This window comes from Streptomyces sp. NPDC039736, from assembly GCF_055596485.1.
In genome coordinates, this window is record NZ_JBVIUQ010000006.1 from 372,675 (window position 1) to 394,467 (window position 21,793).

The 21,793-nt window shown below is 71.6% G+C and carries 20 protein-coding genes; 16 read left to right on the plus strand and 4 right to left on the minus strand.

Annotated elements, in window-relative coordinates; translation table 11 throughout:
• Window positions 1–80 precede the first annotated feature (80 nt).
• The 14 genes from ACZ56L_RS21130 to ACZ56L_RS21195 all read left to right on the plus strand — a co-directional run bounded on the left by ACZ56L_RS21130 (window position 81) and on the right by ACZ56L_RS21195 (window position 15,919).
• The gene (locus tag ACZ56L_RS21130) at window positions 81–1,007 is read left to right on the plus strand and encodes an ABC transporter permease (protein WP_345228607.1); all 927 of its coding nucleotides are present in this window, start codon (window positions 81–83) and stop codon (window positions 1,005–1,007) included.
• Window positions 1,000–1,965, plus strand: coding sequence for an ABC transporter permease (locus tag ACZ56L_RS21135; RefSeq protein WP_345228606.1), 966 nt, complete (start codon window positions 1,000–1,002; stop codon window positions 1,963–1,965). The genes ACZ56L_RS21130 and ACZ56L_RS21135 overlap by 8 nt, the downstream gene beginning before the upstream one ends.
• A 9-nt stretch (window positions 1,966–1,974) precedes the next feature.
• On the plus strand, window positions 1,975–3,033 hold the full coding sequence (locus tag ACZ56L_RS21140; protein WP_345228605.1) for an ABC transporter ATP-binding protein: 1,059 nt from the start codon (window positions 1,975–1,977) through the stop codon (window positions 3,031–3,033).
• Window positions 3,026–4,174 carry an ABC transporter ATP-binding protein gene (locus tag ACZ56L_RS21145; protein ID WP_345228604.1) on the plus strand — a complete coding sequence of 383 codons (1,149 nt, stop codon included), beginning with the start codon at window positions 3,026–3,028 and terminating at the stop codon, window positions 4,172–4,174. Before ACZ56L_RS21140 ends, ACZ56L_RS21145 begins: the two co-directional genes overlap by 8 nt.
• A 294-nt stretch (window positions 4,175–4,468) precedes the next feature.
• The gene (locus tag ACZ56L_RS21150) at window positions 4,469–6,091 is read left to right on the plus strand and encodes a peptide ABC transporter substrate-binding protein (RefSeq protein WP_471065580.1); all 1,623 of its coding nucleotides are present in this window, start codon (window positions 4,469–4,471) and stop codon (window positions 6,089–6,091) included.
• A gap of 51 nt (window positions 6,092–6,142) precedes the next feature.
• Window positions 6,143–7,066 carry an ABC transporter permease gene (locus ACZ56L_RS21155; RefSeq protein ID WP_345228602.1) on the plus strand — a complete coding sequence of 308 codons (924 nt, stop codon included), beginning with the start codon at window positions 6,143–6,145 and terminating at the stop codon, window positions 7,064–7,066.
• On the plus strand, window positions 7,059–8,030 hold the full coding sequence (locus ACZ56L_RS21160; RefSeq protein ID WP_345228601.1) for an ABC transporter permease: 972 nt from the start codon (window positions 7,059–7,061) through the stop codon (window positions 8,028–8,030). Before ACZ56L_RS21155 ends, ACZ56L_RS21160 begins: the two co-directional genes overlap by 8 nt.
• A gap of 14 nt (window positions 8,031–8,044) precedes the next feature.
• On the plus strand, window positions 8,045–9,019 hold the full coding sequence (locus ACZ56L_RS21165) for an ABC transporter ATP-binding protein (protein WP_345228600.1): 975 nt from the start codon (window positions 8,045–8,047) through the stop codon (window positions 9,017–9,019).
• Complete coding sequence (locus tag ACZ56L_RS21170; protein WP_345228599.1) at window positions 9,012–10,127, plus strand: ABC transporter ATP-binding protein; 1,116 nt, start codon at window positions 9,012–9,014, stop codon at window positions 10,125–10,127. Before ACZ56L_RS21165 ends, ACZ56L_RS21170 begins: the two co-directional genes overlap by 8 nt.
• A 222-nt stretch (window positions 10,128–10,349) precedes the next feature.
• Window positions 10,350–11,414, plus strand: a complete 1,065-nt coding sequence (locus ACZ56L_RS21175) for a hypothetical protein (RefSeq protein ID WP_471065583.1) — start codon at window positions 10,350–10,352, stop codon at window positions 11,412–11,414.
• A gap of 233 nt (window positions 11,415–11,647) precedes the next feature.
• Window positions 11,648–11,842: a DUF2304 family protein gene (locus ACZ56L_RS21180; RefSeq protein ID WP_345228597.1), complete on the plus strand. Its 195-nt coding sequence runs from the start codon at window positions 11,648–11,650 to the stop codon at window positions 11,840–11,842.
• Between the two features lie 123 nt (window positions 11,843–11,965).
• Window positions 11,966–12,856 (plus strand): N-acetyl-1-D-myo-inositol-2-amino-2-deoxy-alpha-D-glucopyranoside deacetylase, encoded by an 891-nt coding sequence (mshB, locus tag ACZ56L_RS21185; RefSeq protein ID WP_471065585.1) that lies wholly within the window; start codon window positions 11,966–11,968, stop codon window positions 12,854–12,856.
• Window positions 12,853–13,431: a DUF6113 family protein gene (locus ACZ56L_RS21190; protein WP_471065587.1), complete on the plus strand. Its 579-nt coding sequence runs from the start codon at window positions 12,853–12,855 to the stop codon at window positions 13,429–13,431. The genes mshB and ACZ56L_RS21190 overlap by 4 nt, the downstream gene beginning before the upstream one ends.
• Window positions 13,432–13,660: 229 nt before the next feature.
• Window positions 13,661–15,919, plus strand: a complete 2,259-nt coding sequence (locus ACZ56L_RS21195; RefSeq protein WP_471065589.1) for a peptidoglycan binding domain-containing protein — start codon at window positions 13,661–13,663, stop codon at window positions 15,917–15,919.
• A 212-nt stretch (window positions 15,920–16,131) separates the two neighbouring features.
• Here the strand turns inward: ACZ56L_RS21195 and ACZ56L_RS21200 are convergent, their stop codons facing one another.
• Together ACZ56L_RS21200 and ACZ56L_RS21205 are read right to left on the minus strand one after the other, a co-directional pair.
• The gene (locus ACZ56L_RS21200) at window positions 16,132–16,986 is read right to left on the minus strand and encodes a transglutaminase family protein (RefSeq protein ID WP_468686183.1); all 855 of its coding nucleotides are present in this window, start codon (window positions 16,984–16,986) and stop codon (window positions 16,132–16,134) included.
• A gap of 54 nt (window positions 16,987–17,040) precedes the next feature.
• The gene (locus ACZ56L_RS21205) at window positions 17,041–18,045 is read right to left on the minus strand and encodes a GNAT family N-acetyltransferase (RefSeq protein ID WP_471065592.1); all 1,005 of its coding nucleotides are present in this window, start codon (window positions 18,043–18,045) and stop codon (window positions 17,041–17,043) included.
• Between the two features lie 144 nt (window positions 18,046–18,189).
• Between ACZ56L_RS21205 and fdxA the strand changes: the two genes are divergently transcribed.
• Together fdxA and dapC are read left to right on the plus strand one after the other, a co-directional pair.
• A complete protein-coding gene (gene fdxA / locus ACZ56L_RS21210; protein WP_018956287.1) occupies window positions 18,190–18,510 on the plus strand; it encodes a ferredoxin in 321 nt (106 codons plus the stop codon).
• A gap of 111 nt (window positions 18,511–18,621) precedes the next feature.
• Complete coding sequence (dapC, locus tag ACZ56L_RS21215; RefSeq protein ID WP_345228591.1) at window positions 18,622–19,722, plus strand: succinyldiaminopimelate transaminase; 1,101 nt, start codon at window positions 18,622–18,624, stop codon at window positions 19,720–19,722.
• A gap of 90 nt (window positions 19,723–19,812) precedes the next feature.
• Here the strand turns inward: dapC and ACZ56L_RS21220 are convergent, their stop codons facing one another.
• Together ACZ56L_RS21220 and ACZ56L_RS21225 are read right to left on the minus strand one after the other, a co-directional pair.
• Complete coding sequence (locus ACZ56L_RS21220; protein ID WP_345228590.1) at window positions 19,813–20,274, minus strand: ATP-binding protein; 462 nt, start codon at window positions 20,272–20,274, stop codon at window positions 19,813–19,815.
• A gap of 422 nt (window positions 20,275–20,696) precedes the next feature.
• The gene (locus tag ACZ56L_RS21225) at window positions 20,697–21,641 is read right to left on the minus strand and encodes a hypothetical protein (protein ID WP_468686181.1); all 945 of its coding nucleotides are present in this window, start codon (window positions 21,639–21,641) and stop codon (window positions 20,697–20,699) included.
• Window positions 21,642–21,793: the final 152 nt, after the last annotated feature.

The following is a 21,793-nucleotide window of genomic DNA, read 5'->3' on the forward strand; positions in this document are numbered from 1 at the left end:
CCCGTCAACTCGCCGCCCACACCCCATGGCGGAGAACAACTGCGAAGGCCATCGCCGACCCCTCACGGCATGGAGGCATGATGGGGCGCTACGTCGCTCGGCGACTGCTCCAGATGATCCCGGTGTTCCTCGGGACCACTCTGTTGATTTTCCTTATGGTTCACATCCTTCCCGGCGACCCGATCAGGGCCATGTTCGGCGACAAGGGTGCGGACCCGGCCCAGTTGGCCTCACTGCGCAAGGAGTTCGGGCTCGACCAGCCCCTCTACATGCAGTACGTCAACTACATGAAGGACCTGTTCCAGCTCGACTTCGGGAACACCTTCGGCGGCCGACCGGTCTGGGACGAGATGACCGCCGCCTTCCCGGTGACCATCCGCCTCACGATCGTCGCTCTCACCATCGAGCTGATCATCGGTCTCGCGCTCGGCGCGTGGGCCGGTCTGAAGGTGGGCAAGGCCCCGGACACCGGCGTCCTGCTCTTCACCCTCGTGGTCATCTCGGTGCCGGTGTTCATCATGGGCTACCTGGCCCGCTACGTCTTCGCGGACACCCTGGGATGGGTGGCTCCGAACGTCGAGGACTCGATGGACATCACCCAGCTGCTGCTACCGGGCTTCGTCCTGGCCATGCTCTCCATGGCGTACGTGGCACGGCTGACGCGCACGACCTTCGCCGAGAACCTGCGTGCGGACTACATGCGCACCGCCCTCGCCAAGGGTCTGCCCCGACGCCGCATCGTCGGAGTGCACCTGCTGCGCAACTCCCTGATCCCCGTGGTGACCTTCGTCGGCACCGACATCGGCGGCTTCATCGGAGGCGCCGTCGTCACCGAGGGCATCTTCAACGTCCAGGGAGTGGGCAACCTGCTCTTCCGGGCGCTCCAGCAGCGTGAGGGTTCCACCATCGTCGGAATCGTCACCGTGTTCGTCCTGATCATCCTGGTGATCAACCTGATCGTCGACCTGCTGTACGCGGTCCTGGACCCGAGGATCCGGTATGCCTGACGTGACCAAGTCCAAGACCGACGCCGCCGTGGACGCCATCGCGCCCCCGGCAGCGGACGCGGCCCCCGAGGCCGTCAAGAGGGAGTCCACCGGCAAGCCCCGCAGCCTCTGGGGCGACGCCTGGTACGACCTGCGCCACCGCCCGATGTTCTGGACCGCGGCGACCATGCTGTTCGTCCTGCTGGTGATCGCGGCCTTCCCCGGCCTGTTCACCAGCGCCGACCCGCGGGCCGGCGACCTGACCAACAACTACCTGACCAAGCCCGAGCTGGGGCACTTCTTCCAGGCGGACTGGTTCGGTTACGACATCCAGGGCCGGTCGATCTACGCACGCGTCATCCACGGCACCCGTGCGTCGATCCTGGTCGGCGTCGGCGTGACCCTCGCGATCACCCTCATCGGCGGTCTGCTGGGTCTGATCTCCGGCTACTTCGGCGGCTGGATCGACTCGATCATCTCGCGCGTCACGGACATCTTCTTCGGCCTGCCCTTCCTGCTCGGCACGATGGTCGTCCTGAACGCCTTCACCGAGCGCAAGGTGTACGTCGTCATCGCGGCGCTCGCGTTCCTCGGCTGGACGTCGATCTGCCGCGTGATGCGGGCCTCGGTGATCAGTGCCAAGCAGGCGGACTACGTGACCGCGGCCCGCGCCCTCGGCGCCGGGACCAGCCGGATGATCTTCCGGCACGTCCTGCCCAACGCGCTCGCGCCCACCATCGTGGTCGCCACCATCGCGCTCGGCGGCTTCATCTCCGCCGAGGCGACGCTGTCCTACCTTGGTCTGGGTCTCGCCGACCCGACCATCTCGTGGGGCATCGACATCTCGGCGGGCAGCGAGGAGATCCGCAACAACCTCCACGTGCTGATCTTCCCGGCCGGAATGCTCTTCCTTACGGTGTTCGCGTTCATCATGCTCGGTGACACGGTCCGTGACGCCCTCGACCCGAAGCTGCGCTAGGAGGGCGTCGTGACGATCATCGAAGAAACCGCAAGTGCCCCCCTCTCCGGAGCGGGCGAATCCGACAACACCCCGCTGCTCGAAGTGCGCGACCTGCACGTCGAGTTCCACACCCGCGACGGTGTGGCCAAGGCGGTCAACGGTGTGAACTACTCCGTCGGCGCCGGCGAGACCCTCGCCGTCCTCGGCGAGTCCGGCTCGGGCAAGTCCGTGACCGCGCAGGCGATCATGGGCATCCTGGACATGCCGCCGGGCAAGATCCCGCAGGGCCAGATCCTCTACCGCGGGCAGGACATGCTCACGATGGGGTACGAGGAGCGGCGCAGGATCCGCGGCCGGAAGATCGCGATGATCTTCCAGGACGCGCTCTCGTCCCTCAACCCCGTGCTCACCGTGGGCTACCAGCTCGGCGAGATGTACCGGGTGCACCTCGGCCTCTCCAAGAAGGAGGCCAAGGCCAGGGCCATCGAGCTGATGGACAAGGTCAAGATCCCCGCCGCCGCGGCGCGGGTGAACGACTACCCGCACCAGTTCTCCGGCGGCATGCGCCAGCGCATCATGATCGCGATGGCGCTCGCCCTGGAGCCCGACCTGATCATCGCGGACGAGCCGACCACGGCCCTGGACGTGACGGTGCAGGCGCAGGTCATGGACCTGCTCGCGGAGCTCCAGCGCGAGTTCAACATGGGCCTGATCCTGATCACCCACGACCTCGGCGTCGTCGCCGATGTCGCGGACAAGATCGCGGTCATGTACGCGGGCCGGATCGTCGAGACCGCCCCGGTCCACGAGATCTACGCGCGGCCGGCCCACCCGTACACCAAGGGACTGCTCGAATCGATCCCGCGCCTGGACCAGAAGGGCCAGGAGCTGTACGCGATCAAGGGTCTCCCGCCGAACCTGCTCAAGATCCCGTCGGGCTGCGCCTTCAACCCGCGCTGCCCCATGGCGCAGGACGTGTGCCGCACGGACATCCCGCCGCTGGTGCAGGTCACCGAGCAGGACGGCGCCGAACTGCCCGGCCGCGGTAGCGCGTGCCACTTCTGGAAGGAGACGATCCATGGCTGAGCTCAACAAGTCCGATGAGGCCGTGGACGCGACCCCCAACGTCACCGAGGTCGAGACGGTGGACGCCGCCTCGGTCGAGGAGGCCGTCGCCGCCATCGAGGCGCCGGTGCAGCGCGGGGAGCCGATCCTCCAGGTCCGCAACCTGGTCAAGCACTTCCCGCTGACCCAGGGCATCCTCTTCAAGCGCCAGGTCGGCGCGGTCAAGGCCGTGGACGGGGTCTCCTTCGACCTCTACCAGGGCGAGACGCTCGGCATCGTGGGCGAGTCCGGCTGCGGCAAGTCCACGGTCGCCCGGCTGCTGATGACGCTGGAGACGGCGACCGCGGGCGAGGTCTTCTACAAGGGCCAGGACATCACCAAGCTGACCGGCCGGGCCCTCAAGGCCGTCCGCCGGAACATCCAGATGGTCTTCCAGGACCCGTACACCTCGCTGAACCCGCGCATGACGGTCGGCGACATCATCGGGGAGCCCTTCGAGATCCACCCCGAGGTGGCGCCCAAGGGCGACCGGCGCCGCAAGGTGCAGGACCTGCTGGACGTGGTCGGGCTCAACCCCGAGTACATCAACCGCTATCCGCACCAGTTCTCCGGCGGCCAGCGCCAGCGCATCGGCATCGCCCGCGGCCTGGCCCTCAACCCCGAGATCATCATCTGCGACGAGCCCGTCTCGGCCCTGGACGTGTCCGTGCAGGCGCAGGTGATCAACCTGATGGAGAAGCTCCAGGACGAGTTCAACCTGTCCTACGTCTTCATCGCGCACGACCTCTCGATCGTGCGGCACATCTCCGACCGCGTCGGCGTGATGTACCTGGGCAAGATGGCGGAGATCGGCTCCGACGCCGAGATCTACGAGTACCCGACCCACCCGTACACCCAGGCGCTCCTGTCGGCCGTACCCGTCCCGGACCCGACCGCCCGCGACCACCGCGAGCGGATCGTGCTCACCGGTGACGTGCCCTCGCCGGCCAACCCGCCGTCGGGCTGCCGCTTCCGGACGCGTTGCTGGAAGGCGGAGGAGAAGTGCGCGCAGGAGGAGCCGCTGCTGGCGATCCCGACGCGTTTCGTGGGCACGGACACTCCGGCGGCCCACGAGTCGGCGTGCCACTTCGCCGAGGTCAAGGACGTGGTGGGCGCGGCCTGAGCCGTTCCCTTGCCAGGACCTGACGCACCGCCCCCGTTCCGAGTCGCCTCGGAGCGGGGGCGGTGTCGTGTCCGCGGACGCGTGGGCGGGTGCGGACCCGTCGTGGTCCTCCGTCCCGTGCGGCTCCGTCGTGGCTGGTCGCGCGGTTCCCCGCGCCCCTGACGGCACGTCCGCCGGGCAGCCGTCCCCGCCCCGTACCGGACACGCCGCGTATGGCGGAGTGGAGATGCGGCACCCTGTCAAATGGGGTGATATGGGTCCCTAGGTCATCTTCGGGACTCCAGGAGGCACCCCATGCGCGGAGCCAGGCACGCCAAATGGGCCGCAGCCGCGGCCGCCGTCGCACTCGCCGCGACCGCCTGCGGAGGCGGCAGCGGCGGCGGCGGTGGCGGGGACGGCGTGCTCAGCGCCTGGTGGGGCGACCCGCAGAACCCCCTGGAGCCCGCCAACACCACCGAGGTGCAGGGCGGCAAGGTCCTCGACATGGTCACGCGCGGCCTCAAGCGGTACAACCCGAAGACGGGCGCCGCCGAGAACATGGTCGCCGAGAAGATCGAGACGACCGACGCCCAGAACTTCACGGTCAAGCTCAAGGACTGGAAGTTCTCCAACGGCGAGAAGGTCACCGCCGAGTCCTTCGTACGGGCCTGGAACTACGGGGCCAACGTCAAGAACAAGCAGAAGGGCGCCCCCTTCTTCGGCTACATCGAGGGCTACGACAAGGTCCACCCGGAGAAGGGCGACCCCATCGCCGAGACCCTGTCCGGCCTCAAGGTCGTCGACGAGAAGACCTTCACGGTCAAGCTCAACCAGAAGTTCTCCACCTGGCCCGAGACCCTCGGCTACGCGGCCTTCGCCCCGCTGCCCAAGGCCTTCTTCGACGACCACGACGCCTGGGTGTCCAAGCCCGTCGGCAACGGCCCGTACACGGTGGAGAACTACGCCAAGGGCTCCGCGATGAACCTCAAGAAGTGGGGGGAGTACCCGGGCCCGGACAAGGCGCAGAACAACGGCGTGGACCTGCGCGTCTACACCGAGAACACCGCCGCCTACAACGACCTCGTGGCCGGCAACCTGGACCTCCTCGACGACGTCCCCGCCGCCCAGCTCCAGAACGTCAAGAACGACGTGGGCGGCCGGTACGCCAGCCCGCCCGCCGGCATCATCCAGACCCTCGCCTTCCCCTTCTACAAGCCGGAGTGGAAGACCGAGGGCGCCGCCAAGGTCCGCAAGGGCATCTCCCGGGCGATCAACCGCAAGCAGATCACCGAGTCGATCTTCCACGGCACCCGCACCCCCGCCACCGACTGGACCTCCCCGGTCCTGAAGGAGGAGGGCGGCTACAAGGCCGGGCTGTGCGGCGCCGACTGCGAGTACGACGCGGCCGAGGCCAAGAAGCTGATCACCGAGGGCGGCGGCATCCCCGGCGGCCAGCTCAAGATCTCGTACAACGCCGACGGCGGCTCCCACAAGGACTGGGTCGACGCCGTCTGCAACAGCATCAACAACGCCCTCGGCGACAACCGGGCCTGCGTCGGCAACCCCATCGGCACCTTCGCGGACTTCCGCAGCAAGGTCACCAAGGGCGAGATGGACGGCCCCTTCCGGGCGGGCTGGCAGATGGACTACCCGCTGATCCAGAACTTCCTGGAGCCGCTGTACTACACGGACGCCTCGTCCAACGACGGCAAGTGGTCCAGCCCCGCCTTCGACAAGCTGATGAACGAGGCCAACGCCGAGGTCGACACCAAGAAGGCCGTCGAGACCTACCAGAAGGCCGAGAAGGCCGTCGCCGACGACATGGCCGCCATCCCGCTCTGGTACCAGAACGGCAGTGTCGCCTACTCCGACCGCGTCTCCAACGTGGCGCTGAACCCCTTCAGCATCCCGGTCTACAGCGAGATCAAGGTCAACTGACGCCCATCGCTGACGAGTTCACCGTAACGACGACCACGGGAGCCCCCAGTCATGGGACGTTATGTGATCCGGCGTCTGCTCCAGATGATCCCGGTCTTCTTCGGCGCCACGCTGCTGATCTTCCTGATGGTCAACGTCATGGGCGACCCCGTCGCGGGCCTGTGCGGCGACCGCAAGTGCGACCCCGCGGTCGCCGCGCAGCTCAAGAAGGACTTCGGACTCGACCAGCCGGTCTGGCAGCAGTACCTGACCTACCTCGGCAACCTCTTCACCGGTGACTTCGGCCGCGCCTTCAACGGCCAGAAGGTCACCGAGCTGATGGGCACCGCCTTCCCGGTGACCGCCCGGCTGACCCTGGTCGCGATCGTCTTCGAGATCGTCATCGGCATCAGCCTCGGCGTCCTCACCGGACTGCGCAGGGGCCGCCCCGTCGACACCGGGGTCCTGCTGCTCACCCTCATCGTCATCTCGGTCCCCACCTTCGTCACCGGCCTGCTGCTCCAACTGCTGCTCGGCGTGAAGTGGGGCTGGGTGAAACCGGCCGTCTCCCCGGACGCCGCCTTCGACGAACTCCTGCTGCCGGGACTGGTGCTGGCGTCCGTCTCGCTGGCGTACGTCACCCGCCTGACGCGGACCTCGGTCGCGGAGAACGCCCGCGCCGACTACGTCCGCACCGCGGTCGCCAAGGGCCTGCCGCGCCGCCGGGTCGTCTCCCGGCACCTGCTGCGCAACTCCCTGATCCCGGTGGTCACCTTCATCGGCACCGACGTCGGCGCCCTGATGGGCGGCGCGATCGTCACCGAGCGCATCTTCAACATCCACGGCGTCGGCTACCAGCTCTACCAGGGCATCGTCCGCCAGAGCTCGCAGACCGTCGTCGGCTTCGTGACCATCCTGGTCCTCGTCTACCTGGTGGCGAACCTGATCGTCGACCTCTTGTACGCCGTTCTCGACCCGAGGATCCGGTATGCCTGAGCCCACTCCCCGCAAGGACGACACCGCGATCTCCACCGCCGGAGCGGGCGGCGCGATGGACCTCGCGCTCGACGAGGGCGCCAGCCTGGAACAGCCCCCCGGCCCCGGACGGAGCGACAGGGCGCGCAGCCTGTGGTCGGACGCCTGGCACGACCTGCGCCGCAACCCCGTGTTCCTCCTCTCGGGGCTGATCATCGCCTTCCTGGTCTTCATCTCGCTGTGGCCCTCCGCCATCGCGTCCGGCGACCCGCTCGCCTGCGACCTGGCCAAGGCCCAGCAGGGCTCCCAGCCCGGACACCCCTTCGGCTTCAACGGCCAGGGCTGCGACGTCTACACCCGCACCGTCTACGGAGCGCGGGCCTCGGTGACGGTCGGCGTCTGCGCCACCCTCGGCGTCGCCCTCCTCGGCAGCGTCCTGGGCGGCCTCGCGGGCTTCTTCGGCGGCTGGTTCGACGCGCTGCTCTCCCGCATCACGGACGTCTTCTTCGCCATCCCCGTCGTCCTGGGCGGCCTGGTCTTCCTCTCGGTCGTCCCCGGCACCACGGTCTGGCCGGTGATCGCCTTCATCGTGCTGCTCGGCTGGCCGCAGATCGCCCGCATCGCGCGCGGCTCGGTCATCACCGCCAAGCAGAACGACTACGTGCAGGCCGCCCGGGCGCTCGGCGCGGGCAACTCCCGGATGCTGCTGCGGCACATCACCCCCAACGCGATCGCGCCGGTCATCGTCGTCGCGACCATCGCGCTGGGCACGTACATCGCGCTGGAGGCCACCCTCTCGTACCTCGGGGTCGGTCTGCGGCCGCCCACCGTGTCCTGGGGCATCGACATCTCCTCGGCCTCGGCGTACGTCCGCAACGCGCCGCACATGCTGCTGTGGCCGGCGGGCGCCCTGGCCGTCACGGTCCTCGCGTTCATCATGCTCGGCGACGCGGTCCGCGACGCCCTCGATCCCAAGCTGCGATAGCGGGTGCTGCTGACATGCTGCTCGAAGTACGCGATCTGCACGTGGAGTTCAAGACCCGCGACGGCGTCGCCAAGGCCGTCAACGGGGTCAACTACAGCGTCGACGAGGGGGAGACCCTCGCCGTCCTCGGCGAGTCCGGTTCCGGCAAGTCGGTGACCGCGCAGGCCGTCATGGGCATCCTCGACATGCCGCCCGGACGCATCCCGCAGGGCGAGATCCTCTTCCAGGGCCAGGACGTCCTCAAGCTCAAGGAGGACCGGCGCAGGAAGATCCGCGGCGCCGAGATGGCCATGATCTTCCAGGACGCGCTGTCCTCGCTGAACCCCGTCCTGACGGTGGGGGAGCAGCTCGGCGAGATGTTCGTGGTGCACCGCGGGATGTCGAAGAAGGACTCCCGCGCGAAGGCCGTCGAGCTGATGGACCGGGTGCGCATCCCGGCCGCCAAGGAGCGGGTCGGCCAGTACCCGCACCAGTTCTCCGGCGGCATGCGCCAGCGCATCATGATCGCGATGGCGCTCGCCCTGGAGCCCAGGCTGATCATCGCGGACGAGCCGACCACCGCCCTGGACGTGACCGTGCAGGCCCAGGTCATGGACCTGCTCGCGGAGCTCCGGCGCGAGCTCAACATGGGGCTCATCCTGATCACCCACGACCTGGGCGTCGTCGCCGACGTCGCCGACAAGATCGCCGTCATGTACGCGGGCCGGATCGTCGAGACCGCCCCGGTCCACGAGATCTACGCGAACCCCGCCCACCCGTACACCAAGGGACTGCTCGCGTCGATCCCGCGCCTGGACCAGAAGGGCCAGGAGCTGTACGCGATCAAGGGCCTGCCCCCGAACCTGCTCCACATCCCGCCGGGCTGCGCCTTCAACCCGCGCTGCCCGATGGCCCAGGACATCTGCCGCAGCGAGGTGCCGCCGCTGTACGACGTGGCCGCGGACCGCCAGAGCGCCTGCCACTTCTGGAAGGAGACGCTCGATGCCTGAGACGGGTCACGAGAAGGCGGGGGAGGGGTCCGGGGCGACCGAGGCGGGCTCCTGGGCGGGTCCCTCGACCCGGAGCGTCTCCGCGGGCGAGGCCATCCTGGAGGTGCGGGACCTGGTCAAGCACTATCCGCTCACCCAGGGCATCGTCCGCAAGAAGCAGGTCGGCGCGGTCAAGGCGGTCGACGGCGTCTCCTTCGACCTCGGCCGGGGCGAGACGCTCGGCATCGTCGGCGAGTCGGGCTGCGGCAAGTCGACCGTCGCCAGGATGCTCGTCCAACTGGAGAAGCCCACGGCGGGGGCGATCCGCTACAAGGGCGAGGACATCACCGCGCTGTCCGGGCGTGCGCTGAAGGCGGTGCGCCGCAACATCCAGATGGTCTTCCAGGACCCGTACACCTCGCTGAACCCGCGCATGACGGTCGGCGACATCATCGGCGAGCCGTACGAGATCCACCCCGAGGTGGCGCCCAAGGGGGACCGGCGCCGCAAGGTGCAGGACCTGCTGGACGTGGTCGGGCTCAACCCCGAGTACATCAACCGCTATCCGCACCAGTTCTCCGGCGGCCAGCGCCAGCGCATCGGCATCGCCCGCGGCCTGGCCCTCAACCCGGAGATCATCGTCGCGGACGAACCGGTCTCCGCGCTCGACGTGTCCGTGCAGGCGCAGGTCATCAACCTGATGGAGAAGCTCCAGGACGAGTTCGACCTGTCCTACCTCTTCATCGCCCACGACCTCTCGATCGTGCGGCACATCTCCGACCGGGTCGGCGTGATGTACCTGGGCCGGATCGTCGAGATCGGCAGTGACGCCGAGATCTACGAGCACCCCACCCACCCGTACACCCAGGCGCTCCTGTCGGCCGTCCCCGTCCCGGACCCCACCGCCCGCGACCACCGCGAGCGCATCATCCTCAGCGGCGACGTGCCCTCGCCGGCCGACCCGCCGTCCGGCTGCCGCTTCCGCACCCGCTGCTGGAAGGCGCAGGAGCGGTGCGCGCTGGAGGTGCCGCTGCTGGCCGTCCCGGCGGTCTTCCGCGGCGCGGACACCCCGGCCGCGCACGACTCGGCGTGCCACTTCGCGGAGGAGCGGACGGTGGTCCCGCGCTGACGCCGCCCGTTACCGGCGGGCAACGCGCGCGACATCTGCGCGCGGGAGGATCGGGAGTACGGCCGTGCGGGTGCCGTGGACCGGCCGGGGCGCGCCACGCCCCCGGCCGGTCGCCCGTCGTGGCGGCGGGTCCCCGGGCCGGTCACCCGTCATGAGCGGCGGGTCCCCCGGCCGGTCTCCGGCCCCTTGTTCAACTCCCTTACCAGAGGGGACCATTCAGTCATGGGAGCGACGGGGCAGCCTCAGTCACTGGTACGCGGCGCACGGTTCACCGGCAGCGGGGTCTGCCTGCTCCTGGCCCTCCTGACGGGCGCCTGGATCCTCCGCGACCTGCGCCTCGTCGCGGACCCCGCCCGCCTCTGGTGGGCCTGGGCGGGCAGCGGCCCCGACCGCTTCCTCACCGCCAGCACGCTCTACGACCTGAGCCTTCTCCTCGTGTACGTCGTCGTGGCGGTCCTCGTCCCGCGCTCCCCGGTGGCCGCGTCGGCCCTCGCCGTGACCGCCCTGACGACCCTTGCCCTACGGGTCCCGGCGCTGTGGGCGGACGGCTTCGCAGAGGTGTACCCGCACGGGCTGCGGATGCGGGCCATGGTGTCCACGTTCCTCGTGCTGGGGCTCGCGGCGGTCCTGCTGATCACGGTCGCGGCGGGCCGCCGGCCGGTGCGTTCCGGCCAGGGAGCGCCAGGGTCGTACGGGCGTACGGACGGGGCCCCGGCGTGCGTCCCGACGCGCCCGGGGCGGGCGGCGGGAATCGTGTCCGCGGTGCTGCTGGTGGCGGTGGGGCTGGTGGGGGCGGCCTGGGAGGTGTACGCCTTCGTCCAGGATTCCGGCTCCTTGTCCCGTTATGCGGACCGCTTCACCGGCAGCGGGGACGGGCTCCAACTGCTCGGCATTCCGGCGGGTTGGGCCTGTCTGATTCTCGTTGTGATCTCCTTCACTGCGGCGGTCGGCGCGCTGCTGCGCGCGGTGCACTCCCGGCCCCTCGGGCTGGTGGTGGCGGGGCTGGTGGGGGTGAGCGGGGCGGCCGGGGTGTCCTTGGCGGTGCGGGCGGGCCTGTTCGCGGACTTCGGGGCGCTCGGCGGGGTCGAACGGCTCACCGTCGCGAGCTGGGCCTTCCACCTGCTGGCCGCGGCGGCCCTGGTCCTGCTGCTGGGCCGCCGGGGCGTCCCCGGCGACCCGCCGCCCCGGCTCGCCCCCAACGTCTACGACGGGTACGGGCCCGCGCCGTCGCCCGGCGGCGGTGGGTTCGGACCCCCGCCGCCGAGCTCGCGCCCGCCGGGCTGGTAGGCCGCCGCCGACGCGCCCGGAGCCTCAATTCCGCGTGTCGCGGGGGCGGTTTCCGGCCACACTCCCCAACTCCCCACCCCCTGTGCGCCCCTCGTGCTGCCGTGCACCGATCAATGCGTGGATGCGGATAGTTATGATCCGTAGCGCTAGGTGGGTATAGACCCGCTGGCACCCGTCGTGCTGTCGTTGCTCCGTTCCTCGTCCCGACCGTACTCACATGGAGGTGAACCGCCGTGGCACTCTCGATCTCACTGGTGGTGCTGCTGGCGATCGTCGTCTTCCTGCTGGTCCGGAAATCCGGACTGAAGGCCGGACACGCGGTGGTCTGCATGCTGCTCGGTTTCTACCTGGCCAGCTCGTCCATCGCGCCCACGATCAAGGACGTCACCACGAACGTCGCCGGGGTGCTGGGCAACTTCCGCTTCTGACCCTCCGGCACCGTCCGGACGGCCGCACCGGGGCGGGGGGCCCGGCAGGCGCGCCGCACGGCGCGGGAGGAGACGGCGGGGCGCGCGGGGGGCGCGCGAGCGCCCACCTCGTAGGCTGTTCCCATGACCGAGCTCCCCACCCGTCGTCTGCTCCTGGTGCACGCCCACCCCGACGACGAGTCGATCAACAACGGCGCCACCATGGCCAAGTACGTGGCCGAAGGCGCCGGGGTCACCCTGGTGACCTGCACCCAGGGCGAGGAGGGCGAGATCATTCCGCCCTCCCTCGCCCACCTCGCCGCCGACCGGGACGACACGCTCGGCCCCCACCGGGCCACCGAACTGGCCGCCGCCATGAAGGAGCTGGGCGTCACCGACCACCGCTTCCTGGCGGGCGCCGGCCACTACCGCGACTCCGGGATGATGAACACCCCGCAGAACCACCGCGAGAACGCCTTCTGGCACGCGGACGTGAACGGGGCCGCCTCGTACCTCGTGCAGGTGATCCGCGAGGTCCGCCCGCAGGTCCTGGTGACGTACGACCCGGACGGCGGCTACGGCCACCCCGACCACATCCAGGCCCACCGCGTCGCCATGCGCGCCACCGAACTGGCCGCCGAGCCGACCTACCGCCCGGACTTCGGCGCCCCGCACGCCGTGGAGAAGGTGTACTGGAACCGCGTCCCGCGCCCCGTCGCCGAGGACGCCTTCGCCCGGCTGCGCGCCGAGGACCCCGGCTTCCCGGGCATCGCCCCGGTCGACGACGTGCCGGGTGTGGTCGACGAGGAGCACGTCACCACGGCGATCGACGGCACCGCGTACGCCGTCGCCAAGACGGCCGCGATGCGCGCGCACGCCACGCAGATCACCGTGCACGAGCCCTGGTTCCTGCTCTCCAACGAGCTGGCCCAGCCCGTCTTCACCACCGAGTACTACGAGCGGGTCATCCCCTCCCGCGATCCCGAGGGCGACGAACCCGTCGAGACCGACCTCTTCGCGGGGGTCGACGCGTGAGCCGGGACCAGCCGCCTTCCGGGGCGGAACCCACGCCTGCGAAGTCCGCATCGGCCAAGTCCGCGACCGGCAGGACCGCGTCCGCGAAGTCTGCGGCCGGCAAGCGCAGTGTCGCCAGGTCGACCGGTGCCCCGAGGACCGCCGCCTCCTCCTCCGGGGCCGGCGCCACGGCCGTCACGGGCCCCTCGCTCCTGATGACCCAGCCGGTGAACCCCCGGCGTATCCCCGCCTACCTGCTGCTCCTCGTCCTCGGCGCCCTCACCGGGATCGCCGGGGCGCTGGTCGCCGGGGTGCTCGCACCGGCCGGGCTGCTGCTCTCGCTGCTCGCCGCGGGCGGCCTCTTCTACGGCGGCACGTACGCGCTCGGCACCCGGCTGGGCGCGGCCGTGCCCGGCCTCGGCTGGCTGCTCGCCGTGCTGGCGGCCACCTCGGGCCGTACCGAGGGCGACCTCCTGGTCGGCGGCGGCACCGGGGCGAGCATCTTTCTCATCGGCGGCGTCGTGCTCGCTGTGATCTGCGCCACGATGCCCCGACTGCCCGTCCCCGCCAAGGACCCGGCCCGGCCGGGGAACTGACGCATCCCTTCCTTCCCCCTTCCTTCTGTTTCCCTCCGCTTTTTCCCCGCCCGATCTCCGCAGCCGGTCCCGCCGCACCGTCCCCGCCCGCGCTGTTGTACGGGTGTTGCCCGTATCCACGGCGGCGGGGTCCGGGCCGACGGCGGCCAGTATGGTGGTGCGCGCCGCCGAGCCGCCCGCAGCACATGGTCAAGAGAACGAGCGGTGGAGCCAACCGGGAGAACCTGCCTTGAGTCGTGAAACTGACAGTTCGTCCTCCGGCGCGCAGGGGCGCGGTGGAACCGCGTACCCCTCGGGTACGACGCCGTACGGACAGAGCCCGTACCCCTCGCTCCACCAGGACGGCCGGACCGACGCCGGGACCGGCGCGGACGCGCACGACGAGCCCGCCGAGGCCGTGGAGCCGGACGAGCCCAGGACCGAGACGACCCTGACCACCCGCATCCGCATCAACATTCCCGGGTCGCGCCCGATCCCGCCCGTCGTCATGCGCAAGCCCATGGCGGACGGCAAGGGTGACGGGTCGTCGGCCGGTGGGGCCGCGGACGCCGAGAGCACCGGCGAGACCGTGTGGCCGCCCTCCGAGCCGCTCTCCGCCGCGCCCACGGCGTCGTCCGCCGCTCCGGCCGCCTCCGCCGCCTCGGACCAGCCGCCGCTGCCGACCCGCGTGCAGGGCGCCACCGTGCGCGAGCAGGGCGCGGAGGGCTCCGCGGCGGGTTCCGCTTCCGGGGACGAGAAGCCGGCCAGCGACTGGTTCGCGCCGCGCAAGTCCCCGGTGACGCCGCAGCCCACGCCGGACCGTCCGGCCGCTCCCGCCCCGGCCCAGGGCGGCGGCCTGCCGTACTTCACCGACGGCGCCGGCCTCCCGGAGAGCGGCCCCGTCGCGGGCCCCACCGGCCCGACCACGGGCCCGGCCAGCGGCAGCAGCCCCCTGACCCCCAAGGCCCCCACCGGCGGCCGGGACTTCACCCCCGAGCCGACCGGCCGCCACCAGGTCCCGGGCATGGACACCACGGGTCAGCACAGGGTCCCGGGCATGGACACCACGGGTCAGCACAGGGTCCCGGGCATGGACACGACCGGCCAGCACCAGATGCCCGGCATGGACACCACGGGCCAGCACCAGATGCCGGGCATGGACACCACCGGACGGCACCAGGTGCCCGGTTCGGGTTCCGCTTCCGGTCCCTGGCCCGACGCCCGCCCCGGTCAGGGCGCGCCCCCCGCGTACGGTACGAACCCGCTCACCGGCGGGAACGGCGTCGGCGGTCCGGGCGACGACACCGCCGTCCTCACCCCGCAGACCGACCCCCGCGACGACCGCCCGGGCCCCGGCCCCATGGCGCCCCCTGGACACGTCTCCGGCGACACCCTGACCAGCGGTGTCCCGGTGGTGCAGCCCGACGGGCCGCGCCCGCAGTTCCCCACCGGGCCCCGTCCCGCCCCCCGGCTGCCGGACCCGCCGGGCGCGTCCGGCCCCGGCCAGGGCGCTCCCGTACGCGACGAACCGGCGCCGCCGCCCGCGCCCAAGCCCGCCGCTCCCGCGAAGAAGGGCCGCTCCAAGGTGGTCCTGCTGGCCGTCGGCGTGGTCGTGATCGCGGGCGGCGTGTACGGCGCGGGGCTGCTGCTCAACCACACCGACGTGCCCAAGGGCACCACCGTCCTCGGCGTGGACATCGGCGGCGGCACCAAGGACGAGGCCGTCGTCAAGCTGGACGCGGCGCTCGGCAAGCGGGCCACGCTGCCCCTCCAGCTCAGCGTCGACGGCCGCAGGACGGAGCTGGCCCCCGCCAACGCCGGCCTGTCCCTGGACGGCCAGGAGACGGTGCGCGGCGCGTCCGGCACCGACTACAACCCGGTGTCCGTCGTCGGCTCCCTGTTCGGCGGCGCGCGCATCGCCCAGCCGGTGATCCCGGTCGACGAGGAGAAGCTGACGGTCGCGCTGACGTCGCTGGCGGGCACCTCGGGCACGGCGTCGGAGGGCACCGTCAAGTTCGTGCCCGGCAAGGCGGTCGCCGTACCGGGCAAGCCCGGCAAGGCGCTCGACGTCCAGGCGTCGATGGCGAAGGTGCGCGACGCCTACCTCGCGCAGGTGCGCAGCGGCAGGACGGTCCCGGTCGAACTGCCCGCCGTCGCCAAGCAGCCGACGGTCACCCAGGCCGAACTCGACCGCGCGATGAAGGAGTTCGCCGAACCGGCCATGTCGGCCAACGTCAAGATCACGGCGGGTGGCCAGTCCATCCCCCTCGGGCCCGCGAAGTCGCTGCCGAAGATCCTGTCGATGAAGGCGGTCAACGGGAAGCTGACGCCGGTGTACGACCTGAAGGTGCTCAAGGAGCTGTGCGGCTCCACCTTCGACAACGTCATGGTCAACGACCCCTCCGGCAAGCGTCCGGTCTCCATGGAGGACGTACGCGACGCCATGCAGAAGGCGCTGGTCGGCAAGACGGCCGCCGAACGGACGCAGGCCATCGACCTGAATCCGTGACCCCCGTGCCACCGGAGCCCCCGTGCCGCCCGGGCGGTACGGGGGCGACTCGTCCGCACGACCGTCGAGTCGCGGCAGCCCCGGGCCGCCGTCGCCCGGCCCGCCGCCCACGGGGAACGCCGCTCGCCGCACGCACGACGCGGACCGCCCCGGCGAACTTCCGCAACCGGCTCGACGCCACCACCCGCCAGATCGCCGGTGGCCCCGAACGGTCAGTTGAGGCGGGCCCTGGCCGCCCTGGCCCGCCCCCTGATCGCCTCCGCGGACGACGGTTCCACCGCCTGGACCACGTCCGCGTACGCCTCCAGCTCCCGGGCCCCGCCCAGGAAGTCGCCCCGCTCCACCAGGAGCCGGGCCCTCTCGTAGCGCAGCCGCGCCGGATGGGCGGGCAGCAGCAGCGCCAGCTCCACCGCCCACAGCTGTACGTCGCTGCGCTCGGGCCTGGCCGCCGCCCAGGCCCGGATGTTGTTCAGCACCCGCAGCACGATGTCCAGCGGATCGGCCGCCCGCAGCATCGACGCGTCCAGCCCTTCCCCCGTCGCCCCCGCCACCAGCAGCTCCGCGTCCGTCCCGGTCAGCAGCCTGCCCCCGTTGAACGGATCCGCCAGCACCTGCCCGCCCGGCTCGCCGAACGCCACCACGAAGTGCCCCGGCAGCGCCACCCCGTACACCGGGGCCCCGGCCCGCCGGGCCACCTCCAGCCACACCACCGACAGCAGGATCGGCAGCCCCCGCCGCCGCTTCAGCACCGCCGGGAGCAGCGAGGAGTCCAGCCGCTGGTAGTCCCCGGGCGTGCCCTCGAACCCGCAGCGCGCGCCCAGGAGTTCCCCCAGGGCCGCCGCCCACGACCGGGGCCCGGCCGGGCGGAACGGCAGCAGCCCCGCCAGCCGGTCCAGTTCGATCTGCGCCTCGTCGATCCCGGCCTGCCCGAGCTCCGGATCGGCGACCGCGCCGATCAACAGGCACAGCGTCGCCAGATCGGGGCGCTCCGCCCGCGCCTCCTCGGCGAACCGCGCCCGCCAGTCGGGAAGTCCACCACCGGCAGTGCCGTCTGCTGCGTCGTCCATGAAACCCTCGTACCCGTTCCGTGAATCGGTCGTGCCCGTCCGGTCGTGCCCGCGCTAGGCCGCCCGGTAGTGGTGGTAACGGTGATGGGTGGCGAATCCCATCCCCTCGTACAGCGCGCGCGCCCCCTCGTTGTCCGCCTCCACCTGGAGCCACGCCGCCGACGCGCCCTCGTCCAGCGCCCTGCGCGCCAGCACGGCCATCACCGCCGTCGCCAGCCCCCGCCGCCGGTACGCGGGATCGACCTCGACGGCCGAGAATCCGGCCCACCGCCCGTCCACCACGCACCGCCCGATCGCCGCCGCCCTCCCCGGCTCCGTACTCGGCACGGTCGCGAACCACACCGAAGGCCCGCTGTGCAGCACCTTCTCCACCTCGGGCCCGGGCGTCTCGAAGCGCTGATAGCGCGCCAGCCACGCCGCGTCCGCCGCCCGCGTCAGCACCACGTCTGCCTCGGCGGGGCCTGCGTCCAGGTCCCCGACCGGCGCCAGCGCCGCGATCCGCACCAGCGCCGACATCTCCAGCTCCCAGCCGTTGTCGGCCAGTTCGGCCCCCAGCAGCTCCTGCGTCCCCTCGGCGCCGGTCGCCACCTGGACGTACGCCGGAAGCCCCCGGGACTCGTACCACGTGCGCACGTACGCCAGCGCCTCGTCCGTCGCGAGCCCCGGGTCCCCCAGCGGCAGCACGGAGTTGGCGCGTCGCGTGAAACCGTTCGCGGCCCGCAGCGTCCAGCCGCCGAGCCGTTCGCTTTCCAGCGGCTGCCACGCCCGCGCGGTCACCGCGGCCAGCTCGGCGAAGGTCGCGGCGGGGCCGCGCCGCCGCGCGGGGGCGGCGGGCACGAGTTTGGCGGCGACCACCGCGGAGGCGTCGAGCCGTACCGTTTCACCATTCTTTCGTGTGATCGACAGCACACCGTCGGTCCAGGAGGTGAGCACGCCGACCACGTCCGCGAATCGGGCGCCCGCGGCAGAGTCCCCGGTCAGACGCCGGACTGATACCCGTTTGCCCACGTCATCCGGCGTCAGCCGGACCTCAAGTCGTCCGCCGGCAGTGAATTCCACAGCTCTGTCCACCCCTCCTGTTCGGATCGTGCCCGGGAACGGAGATACTAGGTGCGGGCATCGCACGACGCCGCGCTCCCGCGCGCCCGTGGACGGAGCCGGAGAAGCTCGGCCCGCCGCGCCCTATCGAGGAGGAACGACAGCGTGACCTACGTCATCGCGCAGCCTTGTGTCGACGTCAAGGACAAGGCGTGCATCGAGGAGTGCCCGGTCGACTGCATCTACGAGGGCCAGCGGTCCTTGTACATCCACCCGGACGAATGCGTCGACTGTGGTGCCTGTGAGCCGGTCTGCCCGGTCGAGGCGATCTTCTACGAGGACGACACTCCGGAGGAGTGGAAGGACTACTACAAGGCGAACGTCGAGTTCTTCGACGACCTCGGTTCGCCCGGTGGTGCCTCCAAGCTGGGCCTGATCGAGCGCGACCACGCGTTCATCGCCGCGCTGCCGCCGCAGAACCAGTAGGCGGCAGGCGCCACTGAGTGCCGGCCCCGGCCCCGTACGGCCTTCGCCGCCGTACGGGGCCGGGGCTTTTGCGCCCCTCTCCCCGCTCCGTACGAGAAAGCGAACCGCACCGTGTCCTCAGTCACCGACCGCCTCCCCGCCTTCCCCTGGGACAAGCTGGAGCCGTACAAGAAGACGGCCGCGGCCCACCCGGACGGCATCGTGGACCTCTCCGTCGGCACCCCCGTCGACCCGGTCCCCGACCTGATCCAGAAGGCACTCGTCGCCGCCGCGGACTCGCCCGGTTATCCGACGGTGTGGGGCACGGAGGCACTGCGCGACGCGCTGGTGCGGTGGGTCGAGCGGCGGCTCGGCGCCCGCGGGGTCCGGCACGCCAACGTCCTGCCGGTGGTCGGCTCCAAGGAGCTGGTGGCCTGGCTGCCGACCCAGCTCGGGCTCGGCCCCGGCGACCAGGTCGCCTTCCCCCGGCTCGCCTACCCGACGTACGAGGTGGGCGCCCGGCTGGCCCGCGCCGAGCACGTGGTCTACGACGACCCGGTCGCCGACCTCGACCCCGCCCGGGTCAAGCTGCTGTGGCTGAACTCGCCCTCGAACCCCACCGGCGAGGTCATCGGCAAGGACGAGCTGACCCGGATCGTCGCCTGGGCCCGCGAGCACTCCGTCCTGCTGGTCGCCGACGAGTGCTACCTGGAGCTGGGCTGGGAGACCGACCCGGTCTCCGTCCTGCACGAGGACGTCTGCGGCGGCACGTACGAGGGCGTCATCGCCGTCCACTCCCTCTCCAAGCGCTCCAACCTCGCGGGCTACCGGGCCGCCTTCGTCGCCGGTGACGCGGCCGTCCTCGGCGACCTGCTGCAGATCCGCAAGCACGGCGGCATGATGACCGCCGCCCCGGTGCAGGCCGCCACCGTCGCCGCGCTCGGCGACGACACGCACGTGGCCGAGCAGCGCGAACGGTACGCGGCCCGCCGCACGGCCCTGCGCGAGGCGCTGGTCGCGCACGGCTTCCGGGTTGAGCACAGCGAGGCCAGCCTCTACCTGTGGGTCACCCGCGACGAGGACTGCTGGCAGACGGTCGCCCACCTCGCGTCGCTGGGCATCCTGGTGGCGCCGGGCGACTTCTACGGCGCGGCGGGCGCCCGGTTCGTGCGCGTCGCCTTCACCGCCACGGACGAGCGCGTCGCCGCGGCGGTGGCCCGCCTGGCGGGCTGAGCCCCCCCGTCACGCACGTCCGCCGTACGCACGCGAAGGGGCCCCGGGAGATTCGCCCTCCCGGGGCCCCTTCGTCAGGAGCGGCGCGGCTCAGCCGAGCGGCAGGCCCTGGACGGGCAGGGTGCCGGCGCCCGGCAGGCCGCCGGTCGGCAGACCACCGGTGGGCAGGCCGCCGGTGGGCAGGCCGCCGTCCGTGGCGGTCTTGGCGGTCTCGCCGAGCACCTCACCGGCGCTTCCGGCGACGTCACCGGCGGCCTTCTGAGCGGCGGGGGTGGCGGTCTTGCCGGCCTTGCCGACGGTCTTGCCGGCGGCCGGGACGGCCTTCTTGACGGCAGCGCTGCCGGTGTCGCCCGCCACGTTGGACGCCTTCTGCGACGCACCGTCGACGGTGTCGCCGAGACCGGCGCCGTCCAGCGCGGTCAGGCCACCGAGGTTCGGGGCAGCCGGGAGGTCGACCGCGCTGGCGGAGCCGGCCGCACCGACCACGGACGCTGCGCCTGCGGCGCTGAGCAGGGCGGCGCGGGCGATCCGACGAGCCAGGGGGAGGGACATGGTGCTCCTTAGCGGGAGAAGACGTTGTGGACGCTTGTGAGGCGCTGTCTGTCCGGCGATCGGACGCCATGACAACCGCTCGGAGGGCGGGGGAGGTTGCGGTGGGCCGAGGTAAAGAGTTCGCAATGCGGCACCTGGTCCGGTGCGGATAAAAACGGTCAAAGGCGCTGCGCCCGCCGGATGGGAAAGGTGCTTCCTTCCCTTTCCGCCCAAGGGATTTCCCGGACGGAGCCCGAGGTGGGGCGGGGTGCGGGCGCGCGTTCTTCCGGGGCGGCCCGGGCACCCCCTTCGAGTGACACGGTGGACGGGTGATCGCCCGGTGTTCGGACGGTGACCCGGCCTTGACCGAGAAGTGATCTGCCCGTTATCGGTTTTTTGTCCGGACGGGTCGCGGTGCGGGTGAACCGGCGGGCGAACTCGCGCTACGGGGAGGTGGTGATCCGTACTTCGCCCGTGCCGGCCCGGTCCGCCGGAACCTTCTGCCAGCCCTTCGATGCCTCCGAGGTGCGCCACTCGTGGCCCGCGTACGCGATGCGGCCGATGCGCAGTTCGGCGGAGTGCGCCATCGCCCAGTGGGCCAGCGCCCAGCCCCGCTGCTGCGGGGAGGCGTTCACGTCGGAGGCCGCCGCCCTGCCCGCTCCGGACCCCGCCGGCACGGGCACGACGACGGTACGGGCCTCGGGCGCGCCCGCCGCCGCCCGGCTGCGGGGGAGCACCCCGGCGCCGAAGTCCCGTACCAGGCGCTTCCTGACCTCCGCCGGATCGCCCGGCGCGCTGTCGTCGCCGCGGCGGGACTCGCAGGACAGCGAGGCGGGGGTGCGGCCGGTGAGGGCGGAGGCCAGCAGGGCGGCGTCCGGCTCGTGCTTGGCGTACGCCTGCGGGAAACCGCTCTTCTGGACGCGCTGGGCGGCCACGGTCAGCGGGAGCCGCGAATAGCCGGGGACCTCGGTGAGGTGCTGGTAGAAGCGGCCCGCCGAGTACGCGGGATCGAGGATCTGCTTCTCGGTGCCCCACCCCTGCGAGGGCCGCTGCTGGAACAGGCCGAGCGAATCCCGGTCCCCGTGCCCGATGTTGCGCAGGGCGGACTCCTGGAGGGCGGTGGCCAGCGCGATGGTCACCGCGCGCTCGGGCATGCCGCGCGAGGTGCCCACGGAGGAGATGGTCGCCGCGTTGACGGCCTGCTCGGTGGTGAGTTCGTACCGGGCGCCGCTCTCCGCGCCACCCCGCACGGAACACCGGGTGTCGCCCTGGCCGCCGGCGAAGAACTGCACGGCCACGTATCCGGCGAGCGCCAGGAGCACGGCGACACCGGCGCCGATGCGTACGGCGCGGCGGCGAAGGGGCGAAGAACCACGAACCTGAGCCACGCCCCCAAGGTACTGGAGCCTCACCCTCCCTCCTCCCCACACATCCCCCACCCGACCCCTCACACCCCCAACCCCCCTCAGCCTCCGTCCCCTTGGACGCCGGAGCCGCCCCTCCCCCCCCGTCTCCTCGGCCATCGCAGCCTCCCTGCCGC

Excerpts from the sequence above, each read along its gene's own strand:
- ACZ56L_RS21200 (WP_468686183.1), bottom strand. The coding sequence starts at position 16,986 with ATGGACGACGCAGCAGACGGCACTGCCGGTGGTGGACTTCCCGACTGG.
- ACZ56L_RS21155 (WP_345228602.1), top strand. The coding sequence starts at position 6,143 with ATGGGACGTTATGTGATCCGGCGTCTGCTCCAGATGATCCCGGTCTTC.
- ACZ56L_RS21135 (WP_345228606.1), top strand. The coding sequence starts at position 1,000 with ATGCCTGACGTGACCAAGTCCAAGACCGACGCCGCCGTGGACGCCATC.
- ACZ56L_RS21160 (WP_345228601.1), top strand. The coding sequence starts at position 7,059 with ATGCCTGAGCCCACTCCCCGCAAGGACGACACCGCGATCTCCACCGCC.
- ACZ56L_RS21175 (WP_471065583.1), top strand. The coding sequence starts at position 10,350 with ATGGGAGCGACGGGGCAGCCTCAGTCACTGGTACGCGGCGCACGGTTC.
- ACZ56L_RS21165 (WP_345228600.1), top strand. The coding sequence starts at position 8,045 with ATGCTGCTCGAAGTACGCGATCTGCACGTGGAGTTCAAGACCCGCGAC.
- mshB (WP_471065585.1), top strand. The coding sequence starts at position 11,966 with ATGACCGAGCTCCCCACCCGTCGTCTGCTCCTGGTGCACGCCCACCCC.
- ACZ56L_RS21145 (WP_345228604.1), top strand. The coding sequence starts at position 3,026 with ATGGCTGAGCTCAACAAGTCCGATGAGGCCGTGGACGCGACCCCCAAC.
- ACZ56L_RS21220 (WP_345228590.1), bottom strand. The coding sequence starts at position 20,274 with ATGTCCCTCCCCCTGGCTCGTCGGATCGCCCGCGCCGCCCTGCTCAGC.
- ACZ56L_RS21130 (WP_345228607.1), top strand. The coding sequence starts at position 81 with ATGGGGCGCTACGTCGCTCGGCGACTGCTCCAGATGATCCCGGTGTTC.
- ACZ56L_RS21170 (WP_345228599.1), top strand. The coding sequence starts at position 9,012 with ATGCCTGAGACGGGTCACGAGAAGGCGGGGGAGGGGTCCGGGGCGACC.
- ACZ56L_RS21150 (WP_471065580.1), top strand. The coding sequence starts at position 4,469 with ATGCGCGGAGCCAGGCACGCCAAATGGGCCGCAGCCGCGGCCGCCGTC.